19 protein-coding genes and 1 pseudogene are annotated in these 13,809 nt (G+C 38.5%); 8 read left to right on the top strand and 12 right to left on the bottom strand.

From position 1 onward, the window contains the following. A partial coding sequence (locus CVS81_RS09500) for a methyl-accepting chemotaxis protein (protein ID WP_234399556.1) occupies nucleotides 1-425 on the top strand: 425 nt, incomplete at its 5' end. A gap of 538 nt (nucleotides 426-963) precedes the next feature. On the opposite strand, the gene modD is transcribed toward CVS81_RS09500, so the two are convergent. From modD to CVS81_RS09450, 10 genes are all read right to left on the bottom strand, one after another. Then, the gene (modD, locus tag CVS81_RS09495; RefSeq protein WP_107965815.1) at nucleotides 964-1,797 is read right to left on the bottom strand and encodes a ModD protein; all 834 of its coding nucleotides are present in this window, start codon (nucleotides 1,795-1,797) and stop codon (nucleotides 964-966) included. Between the two features lies 1 nt (nucleotide 1,798). Beyond that, nucleotides 1,799-2,056, bottom strand: coding sequence for a hypothetical protein (locus tag CVS81_RS09490; protein ID WP_009293953.1), 258 nt, complete (start codon nucleotides 2,054-2,056; stop codon nucleotides 1,799-1,801). Between the two features lie 10 nt (nucleotides 2,057-2,066). Further along, complete coding sequence (locus CVS81_RS09485; protein WP_107965814.1) at nucleotides 2,067-3,530, bottom strand: alanine/glycine:cation symporter family protein; 1,464 nt, start codon at nucleotides 3,528-3,530, stop codon at nucleotides 2,067-2,069. A 14-nt stretch (nucleotides 3,531-3,544) separates the two neighbouring features. Then, nucleotides 3,545-5,635, bottom strand: a complete 2,091-nt coding sequence (locus CVS81_RS09480) for a heavy metal translocating P-type ATPase (RefSeq protein ID WP_410369097.1) — start codon at nucleotides 5,633-5,635, stop codon at nucleotides 3,545-3,547. Further along, the gene (locus CVS81_RS09475; RefSeq protein ID WP_103647333.1) at nucleotides 5,604-5,924 is read right to left on the bottom strand and encodes an oxidoreductase; all 321 of its coding nucleotides are present in this window, start codon (nucleotides 5,922-5,924) and stop codon (nucleotides 5,604-5,606) included. The genes CVS81_RS09480 and CVS81_RS09475 overlap by 32 nt, the downstream gene beginning before the upstream one ends. Continuing rightward, nucleotides 5,924-6,238, bottom strand: coding sequence for a hypothetical protein (locus CVS81_RS09470; protein ID WP_009293949.1), 315 nt, complete (start codon nucleotides 6,236-6,238; stop codon nucleotides 5,924-5,926). The genes CVS81_RS09475 and CVS81_RS09470 overlap by 1 nt, the downstream gene beginning before the upstream one ends. A 9-nt stretch (nucleotides 6,239-6,247) precedes the next feature. Continuing rightward, on the bottom strand, nucleotides 6,248-6,559 hold the full coding sequence (locus CVS81_RS09465) for a hypothetical protein (protein ID WP_232523957.1): 312 nt from the start codon (nucleotides 6,557-6,559) through the stop codon (nucleotides 6,248-6,250). A gap of 31 nt (nucleotides 6,560-6,590) precedes the next feature. Beyond that, complete coding sequence (locus CVS81_RS09460; protein WP_107965813.1) at nucleotides 6,591-7,241, bottom strand: aminotransferase; 651 nt, start codon at nucleotides 7,239-7,241, stop codon at nucleotides 6,591-6,593. Further along, complete coding sequence (locus tag CVS81_RS09455) at nucleotides 7,234-7,557, bottom strand: HMA2 domain-containing protein (RefSeq protein ID WP_009293946.1); 324 nt, start codon at nucleotides 7,555-7,557, stop codon at nucleotides 7,234-7,236. The genes CVS81_RS09460 and CVS81_RS09455 overlap by 8 nt, the downstream gene beginning before the upstream one ends. Nucleotides 7,558-7,659: 102 nt before the next feature. After that, a complete protein-coding gene (locus CVS81_RS09450; RefSeq protein ID WP_107965812.1) occupies nucleotides 7,660-8,106 on the bottom strand; it encodes a Fur family transcriptional regulator in 447 nt (148 codons plus the stop codon). Between the two features lie 150 nt (nucleotides 8,107-8,256). Here CVS81_RS09450 and CVS81_RS09445 point away from each other — a divergent pair, with 150 nt between their 5' ends. After that, complete coding sequence (locus CVS81_RS09445; RefSeq protein WP_002942234.1) at nucleotides 8,257-8,466, top strand: hypothetical protein; 210 nt, start codon at nucleotides 8,257-8,259, stop codon at nucleotides 8,464-8,466. 107 nt (nucleotides 8,467-8,573) lie between these two features. Here the strand turns inward: CVS81_RS09445 and CVS81_RS09440 are convergent, their stop codons facing one another. Next, entirely contained in the window at nucleotides 8,574-9,239 is a 666-nt protein-coding gene (locus CVS81_RS09440) for a lipid-binding SYLF domain-containing protein (protein WP_103572077.1), read from the bottom strand. 117 nt (nucleotides 9,240-9,356) lie between these two features. Between CVS81_RS09440 and CVS81_RS09435 the strand changes: the two genes are divergently transcribed. Next, complete coding sequence (locus CVS81_RS09435) at nucleotides 9,357-9,965, top strand: trimeric intracellular cation channel family protein (RefSeq protein WP_087582202.1); 609 nt, start codon at nucleotides 9,357-9,359, stop codon at nucleotides 9,963-9,965. Beyond that, complete coding sequence (locus CVS81_RS09430; RefSeq protein ID WP_107965811.1) at nucleotides 9,962-10,948, top strand: SAM-dependent methyltransferase; 987 nt, start codon at nucleotides 9,962-9,964, stop codon at nucleotides 10,946-10,948. Before CVS81_RS09435 ends, CVS81_RS09430 begins: the two co-directional genes overlap by 4 nt. Here CVS81_RS09430 and ybaK read toward each other — a convergent pair. Beyond that, nucleotides 10,937-11,419: a Cys-tRNA(Pro) deacylase gene (gene ybaK, locus CVS81_RS09425; RefSeq protein ID WP_107965810.1), complete on the bottom strand. Its 483-nt coding sequence runs from the start codon at nucleotides 11,417-11,419 to the stop codon at nucleotides 10,937-10,939. The genes CVS81_RS09430 and ybaK overlap by 12 nt on opposite strands. 58 nt (nucleotides 11,420-11,477) lie before the next feature. Here ybaK and fliL point away from each other — a divergent pair, with 58 nt between their 5' ends. From fliL to CVS81_RS09405, 4 genes and pseudogenes are all read left to right on the top strand, one after another. Further along, entirely contained in the window at nucleotides 11,478-12,014 is a 537-nt protein-coding gene (gene fliL / locus CVS81_RS09420) for a flagellar basal body-associated protein FliL (protein WP_002942267.1), read from the top strand. Beyond that, nucleotides 12,011-12,355 carry a holo-ACP synthase gene (gene acpS / locus CVS81_RS09415; RefSeq protein ID WP_107965809.1) on the top strand — a complete coding sequence of 115 codons (345 nt, stop codon included), beginning with the start codon at nucleotides 12,011-12,013 and terminating at the stop codon, nucleotides 12,353-12,355. Before fliL ends, acpS begins: the two co-directional genes overlap by 4 nt. A gap of 140 nt (nucleotides 12,356-12,495) precedes the next feature. Further along, on the top strand, nucleotides 12,496-13,299 hold the full coding sequence (locus CVS81_RS10075) for a hypothetical protein (protein WP_107965808.1): 804 nt from the start codon (nucleotides 12,496-12,498) through the stop codon (nucleotides 13,297-13,299). Nucleotides 13,300-13,313: 14 nt separating this feature from the next. Beyond that, nucleotides 13,314-13,809, top strand: a pseudogene (locus CVS81_RS09405) (cell surface protein); the annotation flags it as partial.

Raw genomic sequence — 13,809 nt, 5'->3', positions numbered from 1 at the left:
AAAAGACGGCTGATGTTATAAGACAAAGTGATGAAATTAAAAACATCATAACTATCATTAGAGATATAGCAGATCAAACAAATTTACTTGCTCTTAATGCAGCAATTGAAGCAGCACGTGCAGGAGAACATGGTAGAGGCTTTGCAGTCGTTGCTGATGAAGTTAGAAAACTAGCTGAGAGAACTCAAAAATCACTTGGTGAGATAGAAGCAAATACAAATGTCCTAGCTCAATCAATAAATGAGATGAGTGAATCAATCAAAGAGCAAAGTGAAGGCATAAATATGATCAATCAATCAGTTGCTCAAATAGATCACTTAACAAAAGAAAACGTAGTAATTGCAAACCAAGCAAACGAAGTAACATCAGAAGTAGATGAGATGGCTAAAGCTATAGTTGAAGAGGTTAGGAAGAAGAGGTTTTAACTTCTTTCTTTAGAGTTTTAACAAAATCAAATTTGTTTAATGCAAATTACTGAATTTAATAAACTCCAACCTGGTTTAGACTGGGTTGGGGGTTAATCTTTTAAATTTAATCTTTGGTGTCGTTAATAAAATCTAAATTAAACTTACAAAAATATCTATCAAATTTTAAAATTTCATGAACGAGTAATTTCGGCTCTAAAATTTGAGCTAAGCGGTGAGCGAAGCCAAATTTTAGTAGTCAATTCTTACGAGTGAATGGAATTTTAAAATTTGCAAAATAGATTTTTATAAATTTAATGTTTGTTTCTTTGTTAAGGGGGAAGAGGCTTGAATTACGAAGTCGCTCCCTTCCCCCTTAACAATCCCCTAACCCCGACGACGTTAGAGGTGGCATGCAATGGTGCTAAAGCACTGCATGCGATTTAAAACTCTAGCAAGTTTAAATTTAGCGATATGGTATGTTTGCTCATAAATTTTAAAATTTTAGAGATATTTGTTATTTTATATATAAATTATATGTATTTTTATATGTAAAATTTTACAAAATTTCAAGTCTTGCGCTGATATCTGCAACGCCTTTTGAATACATCGCAGAAGTGACTATCGCATCGGCATTTGCATAATCTTTTGCGTTTGATAAATTTACGCCGCCAGCTGCTAGTATCATAGTGTTTGGTGAAATTTCATCTCTTAAAGCTAGCACGTTTTTGATAAGCTCTGGGCTAAATTTATCACACTGCACGACGTCGCATTCTGCTTTTAAAAGCTTGCCTACTTCGTCTAAATTTTCAGCCTCGACGCAGATTTTTCGCTCGACCATTTTGGCTTTAAACTCTGGCAAATGTGACAGAAATTCATCAAAGCTAGCGTAGGCTTTTATGTGGTTTTTAAAGAAAAGAACGCTGTCGCTAAGCCCAAGTCTGTGCATACCACCACCACCTTCAAGCACGGCTTTTACACAAAATTTCTTCGCAAATGGGAAGCTCTTTCTGGTTGCTAAGACCTCACATTTTTCATTGACGCTTTTTGCAGCTTTTGACATTTTATTTGTGTAGGTTGCGATGGCGCTAGCATATTCTAGTGCGACTTGGGCTAGTTTCCAAGCCTTATGCACATCTTCGTAGCTACCATAAATTTTTATGATCACATCGCCAGCCTTGCAAATTTGAGAGTTTTTGACAAAAATTTCGCTCTCGCAGCCAAGTAGCCTTGCTATGCTTGCTGCCACATCTACGCAGCTAACGCAAATTTCATCACGCGAGTAAATTTCAAGCGAGGCTTTTTTATCGATATCTTGAAGCGACGTTGTGAGGTCAAAGTAGGGTAGGTCCTCGTTTATGTAGTCTAAAATTTCAGCGTCGCTTAGTCTCATTTTATGCCTTTTTTGAAGCAGTTTTTGCTTTTACGATCATCTTTTTAAAGATGCCGTTGTCGTAAAGTCCAGCGTGGTAAAGCGCAAAGCATGTAAATGCGATGCCAGAAGCTACGTGGAATTTTTTAACAGATCTATTTTTCATAAAAAGTGCGCTTAGGCAAACAGATGCCAAAGTGACGCTCATGCCGACCTTTGCTACTTGTCTATGGGTGTTTAGGTCTAGTAGTTTGCCGCTTATCTTTATATCTTTTCCCAAATTTTCTCCTTTAGTTTTTGCTCCAGCAGCTTGTATTTTTGATGCCTAGACTCTCTGGGTCAAATTCTGGATTTTTACCAGCTTTTCTTTGAGCTTCGTAGTCTTTTATCGCTATTATCACCACTTTTGAGAGTAAGAAAATGGCGATGATATTTATCGTAGCCATAGCCGCCATCGTGATATCAGCGATATTCCAAGCGAGTTTTAAGTTCATCTGAGCGCCTATAAATATCATAATCACTGCTGTGATCTTAAATGCTAGAGTTAAATTTTTGCTTTTTGTTAGAAATTTCATATTTGCCTGGGCGTAGTAGTAGTTGCCGATGAGCGATGTGATGGCAAATAGCACTACTGCAAGGGTCGTAAAGTGTAGTCCAAAGTCGCCAAAATACTCTTTCATCGCTGCTTGAACGAGAGGTAGGGCGGTTAGCACTTCGCCACTTACGCCAGTTTGTTTTGTAAGATATGCTTGAGAAAAAAGCACGATCATCCCAGAGGCGACGCATATTGTCATATCGATAAAGACAGCCATTGCTTGCACTAGCCCTTGTTTGACTGGGTGGCTTGTGTGCGCCGCAGCCGCTGCATTTGGCGCTGAACCCATGCCAGCTTCGTTTGAGAAAAGGCCTCTTTTTATGCCTATTACGATCACGCTTCCAGCAAATCCACCAAATATCGCTTTAAAATCAAAGGCGCTTTCTATGATCATTTTGATGACGGCTGGAATTTCTTTGAAATTTAAAACGATTGCGATGATAGCTAGCAAGATGTAAGTAAGCGCCATGAAAGGTACGATATATGAGCTAACTTTGCCGATGATGTGGCTCTTGCTAAAAAACATCACAGCTGTAAATGCTGTAAGGATAAGTCCGATGCCAATAGGTAAGCCACTTTGTGCAAAGGTGATGTTGTTGCCTGCTTTGTCGTAGTAAATTTCAAAAGCAGAGGTCATGGTGTAGCTTTGAAGTCCGTTAAAGCCATAAGCATAGGTGATGATAAGAATGATGGCAAACAAAGAGCCAAGCCACTTTATACCAAGCCCGTTTTTGATGTAATAAGCCGGTCCGCCTTTAAAGCCAAAGACATCTTTTGTCTTATAAATTTGAGCCAAAGTGCTCTCGATAAAGGCTGAAGCTGAGCCTAAAAACGCCATCAAGCACATCCAAAAAAGTGCTCCTGGACCACCTGCGACGATGGCAGCTGAAATTCCAGCGATGTTGCCGATGCCGACACGTGAAGCAGTCGAGATCATCAGCGCTTGAAACGGCGTTAGATGGTGCTTGTTATACTTATCCTTTTTCTCTACCAGAACTCTGCAAGCTTCAAAGAACATCCTAAACTGCACAAAACGGGTAAGGTAGCTAAAGTAAATTCCTGAAGCTACAAGGATGATAACCAAAAAATATCCATATAAAAAGTCGTTGGCTACATCCATTTTGCCGTTTAAAAAGTTTAAGAAATTCTCAAACACCATCTATCCTTTCAAATTTATTTTGACTTGATCTTCACGCCCTTCATTGAGTTGAGCAGAAGCCAGATCGTCGTGCCATTGTGAAGCATGGCAGTTGCTATTGGATTTAGCATGCCAAGCGTTGCGGCACTTAGTATGGCTGTATTTACGCCAACGGTTGAGCGGAAATTTGAGCTAATTAACTTCATAGTTTTATTAGCAAGCTCTTTTGCAAGCGCTACGCTCATGATGTCATCTTTTAAAAGGCTTATATCAGCTGTTGCTTTAGCGATATCAGCACCTTTGTGCATGCTGATGCCAACATTTGCTTTTGTTAGGCTTGGCGCGTCATTTATGCCATCACCTACAAAAGCGACTTTTTTGCCCTCACTCTTTAGCTCCTCGATGATCGCTGCTTTGTCAGTTGGTAAGCACTCAGCATAGACCCTATCAAGCCCTAGCTCGCGCGCTACCTCTTCAGCTTTGCTCTTTATGTCGCCACTTAGCATAACTATCTCTTTCACGCCAAGATTTCGTAGTTTTGCCACCATATCTTTAGCGTTTGCTCTCATATCATCTTTCATAGCGATCACACCAACAAGCTCTTTGTCGTATCCTACATAAAGCAGGGTTAAACCGCTTTGTAAAGCCTTATTTATAAGTGCTTCGTGAGCTTTAAAGCTTATCATCTCATCATCTTCTAAAAAGTGCCTACTGCCGATAACGACCTCTTTGCCGTGCATCGCAGTTTTTACGCCGTGAGCTACGATAAATTCAACCTCGTCGTGGTGGATATGGCTAAATCCACGCTTGTTTGCAGCCTCAACTATCGCTTCAGCTACTGGGTGGAAGTAGTGCTCCTCGGCACTTGCGGTTAAATTTAAGATATCAGCCTCTGAAAATCCATCTTTAAAAGAGTAAATTTCAACCACACTTAGGCGTCCGTGAGTTAGAGTGCCTGTTTTGTCAAAGACAAATGTATCAACCGAGCTTAGAGCCTCGATCGCCTTTGCGCCTTTTATGAGGATGCCGTTTCTGCCAGCTTTTGAGATGCTTGACTTAAACGCAACTGGCGTAGCAAGCTTGAGCGCGCAAGAGTAGTCAGCTTGAAGCACGCTAGCAACGCTGTTCATATTTTTATTTATAACATAAGAAAGCCCAGCAAGAGAGAGTGTGACTGGCACTAGTTTATCAGCTAGTTTTAGAGCTTTTACGCCGATGGCTGATTTTTCATTAAGTGAAGTTTGGATGTACTCTTTGATCCTTGCGGTTGCGGTGTCGCTACCTACGTTTTCAGCCCAAATTTTGATCCTACCTTCATCGACAACAGTGCCACTTATGACGCGGTCGCCTCTAGCTTTTGCCACGGGTTCGGCCTCTCCAGTCATTGAGACTTGATTGACATCAGCATTGCCCTCGACGATGTAGCCATCAACGCCTATCGTTTCGCCAGCTCCCACGACTACGATGTCGCCTTTTTTTAAATTTTCGGTTTTTACCTTTTCAAGCGTCTTTTCGCCGTTTAAATTTCGCTCGACCCAGACTTCTTCTATGTTTGGTTTAGCTAGCTCTTTGATGAGATCATCACTTCTGTGGCTAGCACTTTCTTCCATGTATTCGCCGATATTTATCATCAAATTTGTGCTATTTGCAGCCAAATGATCGCCCATTGCAAGGCTTGTGCCAATAGCAGTTGCTTCAAGCACTTTTGAGGTGATGCCTTCATGCCTTAGCTCTTTTGCGCCTTCTATTAAATTTGGAGCTGTGGCGTAAAGAGTTACGGCTGATTTTAGAGTTTTATTACTCATAAATGGCGTTACACCAAGTGCAGCAGCAGCTTTGTAGATATTTGCTTTGCTAGGCAGGCTCTCATCTTTTGGCTTGGTTGGAAAATCATAGCTTTTTATAAAATCTAAAATTTTCTCATAGCTCTTATCAAACTCGACGACAATGCTTTTTGCGTATTTATTTACGCGCACGCTTTTTGCATCGGTTCGCTCTGAGATCGCAGCCTCGATGGCGCTAACATCGCTTCTAGCGTTTAGGCTCTCGCAAATAAACCTCGCTCTATTTTTGCTCTTGTGAGCTAGAGTGACCTTATTTTTGTGAGTCAAGTTCTGCTTTGACATCTTCAAAACGCTCTTTTAGTTCTTCTATGCCAGCGTTTATTAGCTCGCCACCTTTGATGATCGCTTTAAATACGCACTCTTGTGCTTTTGGATTAGTTAGCACATAAGCTGCTATGCCGCCTAAAAGTAGGCCTTTTACAAAGCCAGCTGCGTTAAAATTTTCAGGTACAAATGGTAAATTTTGAGCTGCATTATTTATCGCATTATCAACTGCACTTGGCTGAGTTGCTGCTGCGTTATTTGCTGCTACTTCGTTTGCGTTTTCTTCATTGATATAAGGGTTATTCATTATTTACTCTCCAATTTTATTAGTTCTTCAGCTATCAAAAGACCGCCGATGCCAGCTGCAGTAAAAGCTGCTGCGTTTAGATATTTTTTTTGTGCTATCAAATTTGAAGCGTGAATACCAACAGCACCTACAAAACCACCAGTTACGGCGTATTTTGCTATCTTTTTAGCGACGTCTTTTTTAGTTGCTCTGTTGTTTAGATAGTCGCTAAAGCCAAGCGCAGCCGCACCCATACCAGCGATCAAGGCTCCACTGATGAAGTGATCAAATGGAAGCCTTGTGTTTGAAAGTGTAAAAAGACTATTTTCTTGCATTCTCTATCCTTAAGCTATATCGTTTGGTGTGATAGCTTTTGGAGCTGCTGGCTTTTTAGCACGTGGTTTTCTTGTTTTTTTAACCACTTTTTCAGCCTCTTTTTCTACTTTTTTAACGCCACGTTTTGCTTTTTTCTCTTCTTTAACTATGAAGTCTTTTGCGTCTTTTGCGACGTTTTTGCCTTTTTTGTAAAGATCTTTTGCAGCCTCTTTGCCTTTATCTAAGCCATCTTTGGCGCACTCTTTGATCTTATCTCTTTTACTCCAAGCAACTACTGCTAAACCGCCTACTGCTAAACCTGCTAAAAATGGTAATGCCATTTTAAATCCTTTCTTTGTTTGATTTTGTAAATTATTCATCTTTTTCGTCCTTATTTAAATTTTTGCTAACTACTGAAATGCCTAATGCCCCAAGCGCAAGCCCGCTAAAAAACGAGAAATTTGGGTTGTTTGTGATCTTTGCCAACTCGCTTTTATCAGCCTTGCCACTTGCGATATTTTGCAAGCTTTTAGTTATCTCATTAAAGTCATTTTGATAGCTTTCTAAAATGTTTGTTATGCCATTTTGCTCAAAATTTTGTGAAATTTCATTTAAATTTAGCTCATTTTTCGCCTCACATCCGCTATAAATTTCTTTTAAGCAGTGCTTTAAAGAGGCGATATATTCATTATTTGAAGTAGCCCAAAGTCTAAAAAATAGATCTTTTAGCTCCTCATCGTCTAAGCTTTCACAAAATTTTTCATACATTTTGTTTAGCTCATTTTCATAGTTTAGTGCCTCTATCAGCGCATCTTCTTTATTTTTTGCTGGCAAAAAGATAGCTTCATTTTCGCAAACAAGCTCATACTCATGCGCGCATGCAAATTTCTCTATCAAGATGATCGCATTTTTTCTCACGCTTGCGATTTGATCAAATACTTCGCCAAACGAAGCTAGACTTTCATATAGCCTAAGTGCGTTTTTTTCGCTCGTATAAGAGGCGTTTAAAAGCTCATTAAGCATATTTTACTTCTCTTGCTACTTCATTTACTTTAGCTGAAATTTCTTCTAAATTTTGCCCTTTTAAGAGATCCTCCCAGAGATTTTTAGGGAAAATTTCATGATCGTATTCGATCGTTACAGAGCCGATTAGCTTGTTAAATTTAACATTTTTTATGCCATTTATCTGAGCTATCATGTCATCTAAACTGGCTAAATTTACGCTACTGCTTAGCTCTTTTATCTTTGGGCTAACCCTTACTCTTAGTCTGCCATTTGTGTGAGCAATCATCGAAAAATAGCTTGCAACTTGTGCTAAAGTTTGTGTTTTTATATCCATTTTAATCCTTTTATTTTGTCTGCGTATTATCTAATCTGTAACTTAAACAAATCTGAAATTTTTTTGTCTTTCATTATCAAAAAGTAAAATGAAATGATAAATTTAAATCCCATTTTTTGCTTGGCAATCACTGCAAATTCCATAAAGTATCATCTTGTGAGACTCTGCACTAAATGAACTTTGGATACAAATTTGCTCCTGCCTTTGCTCTATCATCTCATCTTCAAAATCAACCACTTTGCCACAAATTTCACATATCAAGTGATCGTGAGAGGATTTTAAATTTAGCTCGTAATTTTTAACACCATTTTGCTCAAAACTATTTGCCAGATGGTGCTCTTCAAGAAAATTTAAAAAGGTATATATCGAAGTCATTGAAATTTCATTTTTGTAAGTTTCATAAATTTTTTGGCAAATTTCTTGAGCATTTAGATGCGACTTGCTAGCAAAAAGCACACGCAAAATTTGCTCTTTTATCTCAGAGCCTTTTTGACCAAAAGCTTTTAAAAACTCGTTAAAATGCTTGTAAAATAGTTCAAAGTCTTCCACAAAATCCCTATCAAATTGATAATGAAAGTAGAAATTTTACAACTTTGCTACTAAAAAATGCATAAAATTTCTTACGAATTTAAAGTAAAGTATTTTATAAGCTTCTTTTGGTATAGTTTCGCATTTTTTAAATCAGAATTAAGGAACGAAATGACTTACGACGAGCTAGAATTAGACGCCGTTTTGTTAGAGGTTTTGGAAAATAGAGGCAGCTTTGACTCGATGGATGACGAAGAGCTTTACGAGCTTATCGAGCAAGTCGCACAATACACTGACGGCGACTACGAAGAGGCGTTTGAATATATGACTCAATTTTCTCCGATCCCTAAAAAACGCTTTGTATCACTATTTATGGTTTAGCAAAAGGCTAAGCCATAATCTTGCTAATTTATAAACTAAATTTCAAAAATCTTTAAAATGCTAAAAAAAGAGCTTGACTCTTTTAAAAGAGCCAAGACGTGAGGTTTTTATAAGAAGTATTTTGAGATTATCTCTTTAAATTTGATTGTATATTTGCTAGCTTTTGGGCTGTTGTTGTAGATATCCTCAAATTCATACATTCTATCGTAGTAGTCGTTTGTATCTTGTGCGTTTATCTTAAGTCTTGCCACGTCTAAGCTAACGCCAACAAAAGCTCCACTAGTCTTGCCACGCTCCTCGACAAATGCTGAAATTTCAGGCAAATCGCTGGCTATTGCCACTTCGTTACCAACGCCGCTAGTCGCTTCTGCTTTTAGGCTGATCGTATCTTTTGCGTTAAATAAGCTTGCGTAGGCTTCTGAGTTTTTAAACAAGATGATCATATCTGCCGAGCTATATCCTAGCTGAAGTCCGATGCTGCCAGATGTGTAATTTACAAAAAATGGGCTTGACCACTCGCCATCGTCGTTTTTAGCGATAAATACGCCTTTGCCTTTTGAGCCAGTGATGATCGCGCCTGCCTTTGTTACGTCTGGGATGATGGCGATGGCTTTGATGCCTGTAAATTTGGTGTTTGGTTTTAAATTTCTAGTGCCAAAAGCGTTTAAAATGTTTATCGCGTTTTTTAGTTTTTGATTTTGGATCACATCAGCGTTTAAATTTAACGCAAAAAATGAGCCGATCAAAAAGAGCAAAGTTAGAATTTTTTTCATCAAATTTCCTTATTTAAAATTTTTGTTATTATAGCCTAAAATAAACTATTATTTAAAAATTTATTAATGAAATTTTATGAGATTTCATTATAAAATGCCCATTTTTAAGGAAAAAATATGAGCTTAATACTTTTTGTCGAATACGTCGGTATCGCATCAGCTGCGCTTAGTGGCTTTTTGTTTGCAGTAAAAAGAGAGTGTGACTGGCTGGGCGTCTTTTTATCTGCTTTTTTGACCGCACTTGGAGGTGGTATCGTGCGTGATATGCTCGTTGGCAGGGCAGTTTATTCATTTACTCACTACATGCCAGTAAGTGTCGTCATCTTTATGCTTGTCGTATCTAGGATCACAAATTTGCATATAAAAAGAGATGGTTTGGAGAAGAAATTTGTCTTTATCTTTGCCGATGCGATCGACGTTATCTGCTTTTCTATCGTTGGAGCGATGGTTGCCATTGAGTATAGCTACAACATCTTTGGCGTCATGATGATCGCCTTTTTTAACGGCGTTGGTGGCGGTATCTTAAGAGATATCTTGCTAAATGAAGTCCCATGGTTTTTGCGCACAGGACTTTACGGCACGATAAGCCTTGGCGTGGGGCTTGCTTACTTTATCCTCTATCATCTAGGCCTTACCAACATATTTTTTACCATGCTGTTGCTAGCTGCTGGCATAACGGTCAGGATGTTTGCATTTTATAGAGGCTGGAAGTTGCCTGATCTATGAAATTTAGCGAGTTTTTTGATATCTGGGTCAATGAAAACTACTATAAATTTGGCGTGGATATCGGCAAAAAAGGTGATTTTTACACAAATGTAAGCGTTGGCTACCTCTTTGGTGCCTGCCTTGCAAACTACTTTGTAAAGCTACTTAAAAATGGCGAAATTTCTAGCTCTTGCAAGGTCGTGGAGATCGGCGCAAACTCGGGTGATATGCTAGCTGATTTTGCACAAGGTGTCTTTACGCTTGAGCCAGAAATTTTGTCAAATTTAGAGTTTATCATCATCGAACCTCATGAAATTTTACGCAAAAAACAGCTTGAAACCTTTAAAAATCGCTTTGGTGACGAGGTTGGAGTAGGGCACTATGAAAATTTGGGCGAGTGCTCGTTTGATGAAATTTTTGTCATATCAAATGAGCTACTTGACGCATTTAGCTGCGAGGTGATAGACACAGATAATATGCTTTTTGTGGATAGCGATCTAAAATTTCACTGGCAAAAAGCGGATCAAATTTTACTAGCCCTTGCAAAGAAATTTGGCATAAAAAAGGGCGAGATATCAACTAGTTATGCTAAATTTGCGCTCCAGCTTGCAAATGCGGCAAAGAAAATTAGATTTTTAAGCTTTGACTACGGCGAATTTGAGCCAAAAAATGAGTTTAGCCTAAGAGTTTTTAAGGATCATCAAGTTTTTTCTTTGTTTGAAATTTCAAACCTTGCGCCATATTTTAGAAGCTCAGATCTAACTTATAGCCTTTGTTTTAAGCAGGTAAAAGAGGCTTTCTCTCTGGCTGGCTTTTTGATGCTTAAATTTAAAAAACAAAATGATGCCTTAGTTTGCGACTTTGGTGTGGATGAAATTTTATCTTTGGTGCTTGAAAAAGGCAGCAAGCAAGCCTATGAAAATGCCGCAAAACAGGCAAAATTTCTACTCTCGCCTGAGTTTTTAGGCGAGAAGTTTAAATTTATAGAGTTTTTAAAGGGCTAGCCTAGCGATATCAGCGTAACCCGCCTCACAAGCCTTCAAAAGGTCATTTGGAGCTATCTTTATCTGCTTGCCTCTTACTCCAGCGCTTACTAGCACGTACTCTTGCTCTTTTGCTCGCTCATCGATAAATGTGGCAAAATGCTTTTTCATAGCAAGTGGCGAGCAGCCGCCTCTGATGTAGCCAGTTATCTTTTCTAGATCTTTTAAATTTATAAGCTCGCAGCGTTTGGCTCCGCACGCATGAGCAAGTGCTTTTAGATCAAGCTCCAGATCGCCTTGCAAGCAAGCAACGACAAAATTTTTAGGCTCGCACTGGCAGACGATCGTCTTATAAATTTGCTTTATATCTTGCTTAGTGCTAGCTGCTACGTGAACGGCTGAAAGATCGTTTAGATCGACTTCGTATTCAAGTATCTCATACTCTAATTTTAGCTTGTCTAAAAGCCTAGCGGCGTTGGTTTTATGTATCATCTTTTCTCATTTTTGTGAATTTTTTGTATAATTATAGCCAAAACTTAAAGGAGGAAAGATGGCTGAAGAAGTTGAAGAGAAAAAAGCAAAAAAAGGTGGCAATGGCGCTTTGATGATAATCATCATAGCGATATTTGTTTTATTGCTAGTTATCGGAGGGCTAGTGGCGTTTTTGATGCTTAGTTCTGACGAGCCAAAAGAGGCAAATATGGCGCAAACACCAGCTCAGACTCAAACTCAACCAGCACCCGCTCAAAACAAAGCAAAACGCGGTGGCAACGACTATTCGAACATGGGACCGATATATCCGCTCGATCAGTTTGTCGTAAATTTACTTAGTGAAAATGGCTCGAGATTTCTTAAAACTAAGATCGATCTAGAGCAAAGCGACGAGCTACTAACTGCCGAACTTGATAAGAAAAAGGCACTTTTAAGAGATATCATCATAAGAACGCTCTCTTCTAAAACTTACGAAGAAGTAAGCACCGCAAAAGGTAAGGATAGGCTAAAAGACGAGATCGTTGGTAAGCTAAATGAAGTGCTAAATGATGGCTACATCAAAAACATATTTTTTACTGATTTTGTGGTGCAATGATAGGCATCGATATCGTTAAGATAGATAGAATTTCAAGGCTTAAGGCTCGTCACGGCGAGCTTTTTTTAAAGAGGTTTTTAAGTGATAGCGAGATCGCGCTAGCAAAAAATGATGCGACTTTGGCTGGATTTTGGGCGGCCAAAGAAGCAGCTAGCAAAGCCCTTGGTGTGGGCATCAGCAAAGAGTGTGGCTTTTTAGACATTGTGCTCAGTAAAGATGCAAGAAACGCACCAAAGATAAAATTTAGCCCAAGAATTTATACAAGCTTTAATATCAAAGAAGTAAGCCTTAGCATAACTCACGACGGCGGATTTGCCGTAGCTGCAGTGATGATAGTGTGAAATTTGTCTATTTTTTCTAACTTTTAGCTACTTTTTTATGTAAAGCCTAATTTATAAATAAATACCTATATAAACTTTTTTACAAAAAAGACGAAATTTGATATAACGCTTTGATAGTCATAAAAACCAAGGATAGTAAAATGCAAATTTCTAATAATCTTTCAACCCCTAACTATCTCTCAAGAGAGAACATAGCAAGAGAGATGGGCTTTAAATTTAACGATATAAATGAGATACTTAGTAACGATATGGGTCATGGTATGACATTTTCTAAGTATGCAAGGCTAGATAATAAAGAAAGAGCAAGAGAATACGACAGATACGATCACTCACTCACTGGATTTGTAAAAGGCGAAGGAGAGGCAAAAGTAAGCATACTTGGCAAGCTAATGGGCTATGACGACTCTTTTTCAAAAGATGAGATAGATGAGCTAAAGAAATTTATAGATGATAGCGGTGCTTTAGGGCTTGAGAGAAATCCAGCGTTTGAGCCAAAGGGGATTTTTAAAGATCCATTAAATAGCAAAAAGCTTAGCGTTGATGATTTTATAGATCAGTTTGCAAATAAAAAAATCCTCTCTTTTATAGCTTTTGGTGGTAGTAAGACAGCTGAATTACTTGATAGCGATATGAGTGTCGATGAGTTTAAAGGCAAATGGGCTAAATTTGCACTAAAGGAGCGCTTTGGTTTAGAGCTTGACGAGGAGCTAGCAAAAGAGACTATAAATTCCATCAACGATCTTGAAACGCAAAACGAAGAAGAGAAGAAAGAGAAGAAATTTACACCTATACAAGTTACTAAAAAATCTCACACCTATAAGCTTGAAGCCGATGAGAGATTTAAGGAGCTTTATAAATTTATAAAGAGTGAATTTGATAGTGGCAAGAGTATGTTTGAAATTTTAGAAAAAGTAGCAAAACTTAAAGTAGATAAGACAGCGTAAGGGGGGGGGCTGAAATGATAACTAGCATAAACGGACTTAGCGATACACCGATACAAGAAACAACTATCCAAAAAGAAAACGTGGCTAAAGATACCAAAGATGATGAAAAGGCCAAAATAGAAGCTTTATGGTATAGTCCAGTTGGAAAGAGCATAAAAGAGATTATTGACATAGACGAAAATGAAGATAATTGGGTTGCAAAAACGATAAGCAAAATAGACAATATGCTTTCTAAGCGTTACAATACCGAACAAGATCGCAACGCCATGTCGATGAAACAGCCAAGAACTTTAGAAGAAGCAAAAGATCAAGTCCTTATAATGTATTCTGATATATTAAAGGAAAACTCTGTTGATGGCAAGCCAACCATGATGGGCAAACTAATAGGTCTTGGCACAAAAGAAGAGGAGGCTGACCTAAGAGCATTTATGGATAGTATGTCTTCTCTTTATCCAAATAATAACAAGGAGTCACTTAGTCTTTTAAGTAGAACCGATCTAAGCATAGATG

Source organism: Campylobacter concisus (assembly GCF_003049065.1).
GTDB classification, from domain to species: domain Bacteria; phylum Campylobacterota; class Campylobacteria; order Campylobacterales; family Campylobacteraceae; genus Campylobacter_A; species Campylobacter_A concisus_BE.
The sequence above is the reverse complement of the archived record's forward strand: the minus strand, read 5'-3'. Positions and strand labels throughout refer to the sequence as shown.

Coding starts and splice junctions, on each gene's coding strand:
- CVS81_RS09465 (WP_232523957.1), bottom strand. CDS start 6,559: ATGGCATTACCATTTTTAGCAGGTTTAGCAGTAGGCGGTTTAGCAGTA.
- CVS81_RS09445 (WP_002942234.1), top strand. CDS start 8,257: ATGACTTACGACGAGCTAGAATTAGACGCCGTTTTGTTAGAGGTTTTG.
- modD (WP_107965815.1), bottom strand. CDS start 1,797: ATGAGACTAAGCGACGCTGAAATTTTAGACTACATAAACGAGGACCTA.
- CVS81_RS10075 (WP_107965808.1), top strand. CDS start 12,496: ATGCAAATTTCTAATAATCTTTCAACCCCTAACTATCTCTCAAGAGAG.
- CVS81_RS09440 (WP_103572077.1), bottom strand. CDS start 9,239: ATGAAAAAAATTCTAACTTTGCTCTTTTTGATCGGCTCATTTTTTGCG.
- acpS (WP_107965809.1), top strand. CDS start 12,011: ATGATAGGCATCGATATCGTTAAGATAGATAGAATTTCAAGGCTTAAG.
- CVS81_RS09455 (WP_009293946.1), bottom strand. CDS start 7,557: ATGGATATAAAAACACAAACTTTAGCACAAGTTGCAAGCTATTTTTCG.
- CVS81_RS09475 (WP_103647333.1), bottom strand. CDS start 5,924: ATGAATAACCCTTATATCAATGAAGAAAACGCAAACGAAGTAGCAGCA.
- CVS81_RS09480 (WP_410369097.1), bottom strand. CDS start 5,635: ATGTCAAAGCAGAACTTGACTCACAAAAATAAGGTCACTCTAGCTCAC.
- CVS81_RS09430 (WP_107965811.1), top strand. CDS start 9,962: ATGAAATTTAGCGAGTTTTTTGATATCTGGGTCAATGAAAACTACTAT.
- CVS81_RS09485 (WP_107965814.1), bottom strand. CDS start 3,530: ATGGTGTTTGAGAATTTCTTAAACTTTTTAAACGGCAAAATGGATGTA.
- fliL (WP_002942267.1), top strand. CDS start 11,478: ATGGCTGAAGAAGTTGAAGAGAAAAAAGCAAAAAAAGGTGGCAATGGC.
- ybaK (WP_107965810.1), bottom strand. CDS start 11,419: ATGATACATAAAACCAACGCCGCTAGGCTTTTAGACAAGCTAAAATTA.
- CVS81_RS09460 (WP_107965813.1), bottom strand. CDS start 7,241: ATGCTTAATGAGCTTTTAAACGCCTCTTATACGAGCGAAAAAAACGCA.
- CVS81_RS09435 (WP_087582202.1), top strand. CDS start 9,357: ATGAGCTTAATACTTTTTGTCGAATACGTCGGTATCGCATCAGCTGCG.
- CVS81_RS09470 (WP_009293949.1), bottom strand. CDS start 6,238: ATGCAAGAAAATAGTCTTTTTACACTTTCAAACACAAGGCTTCCATTT.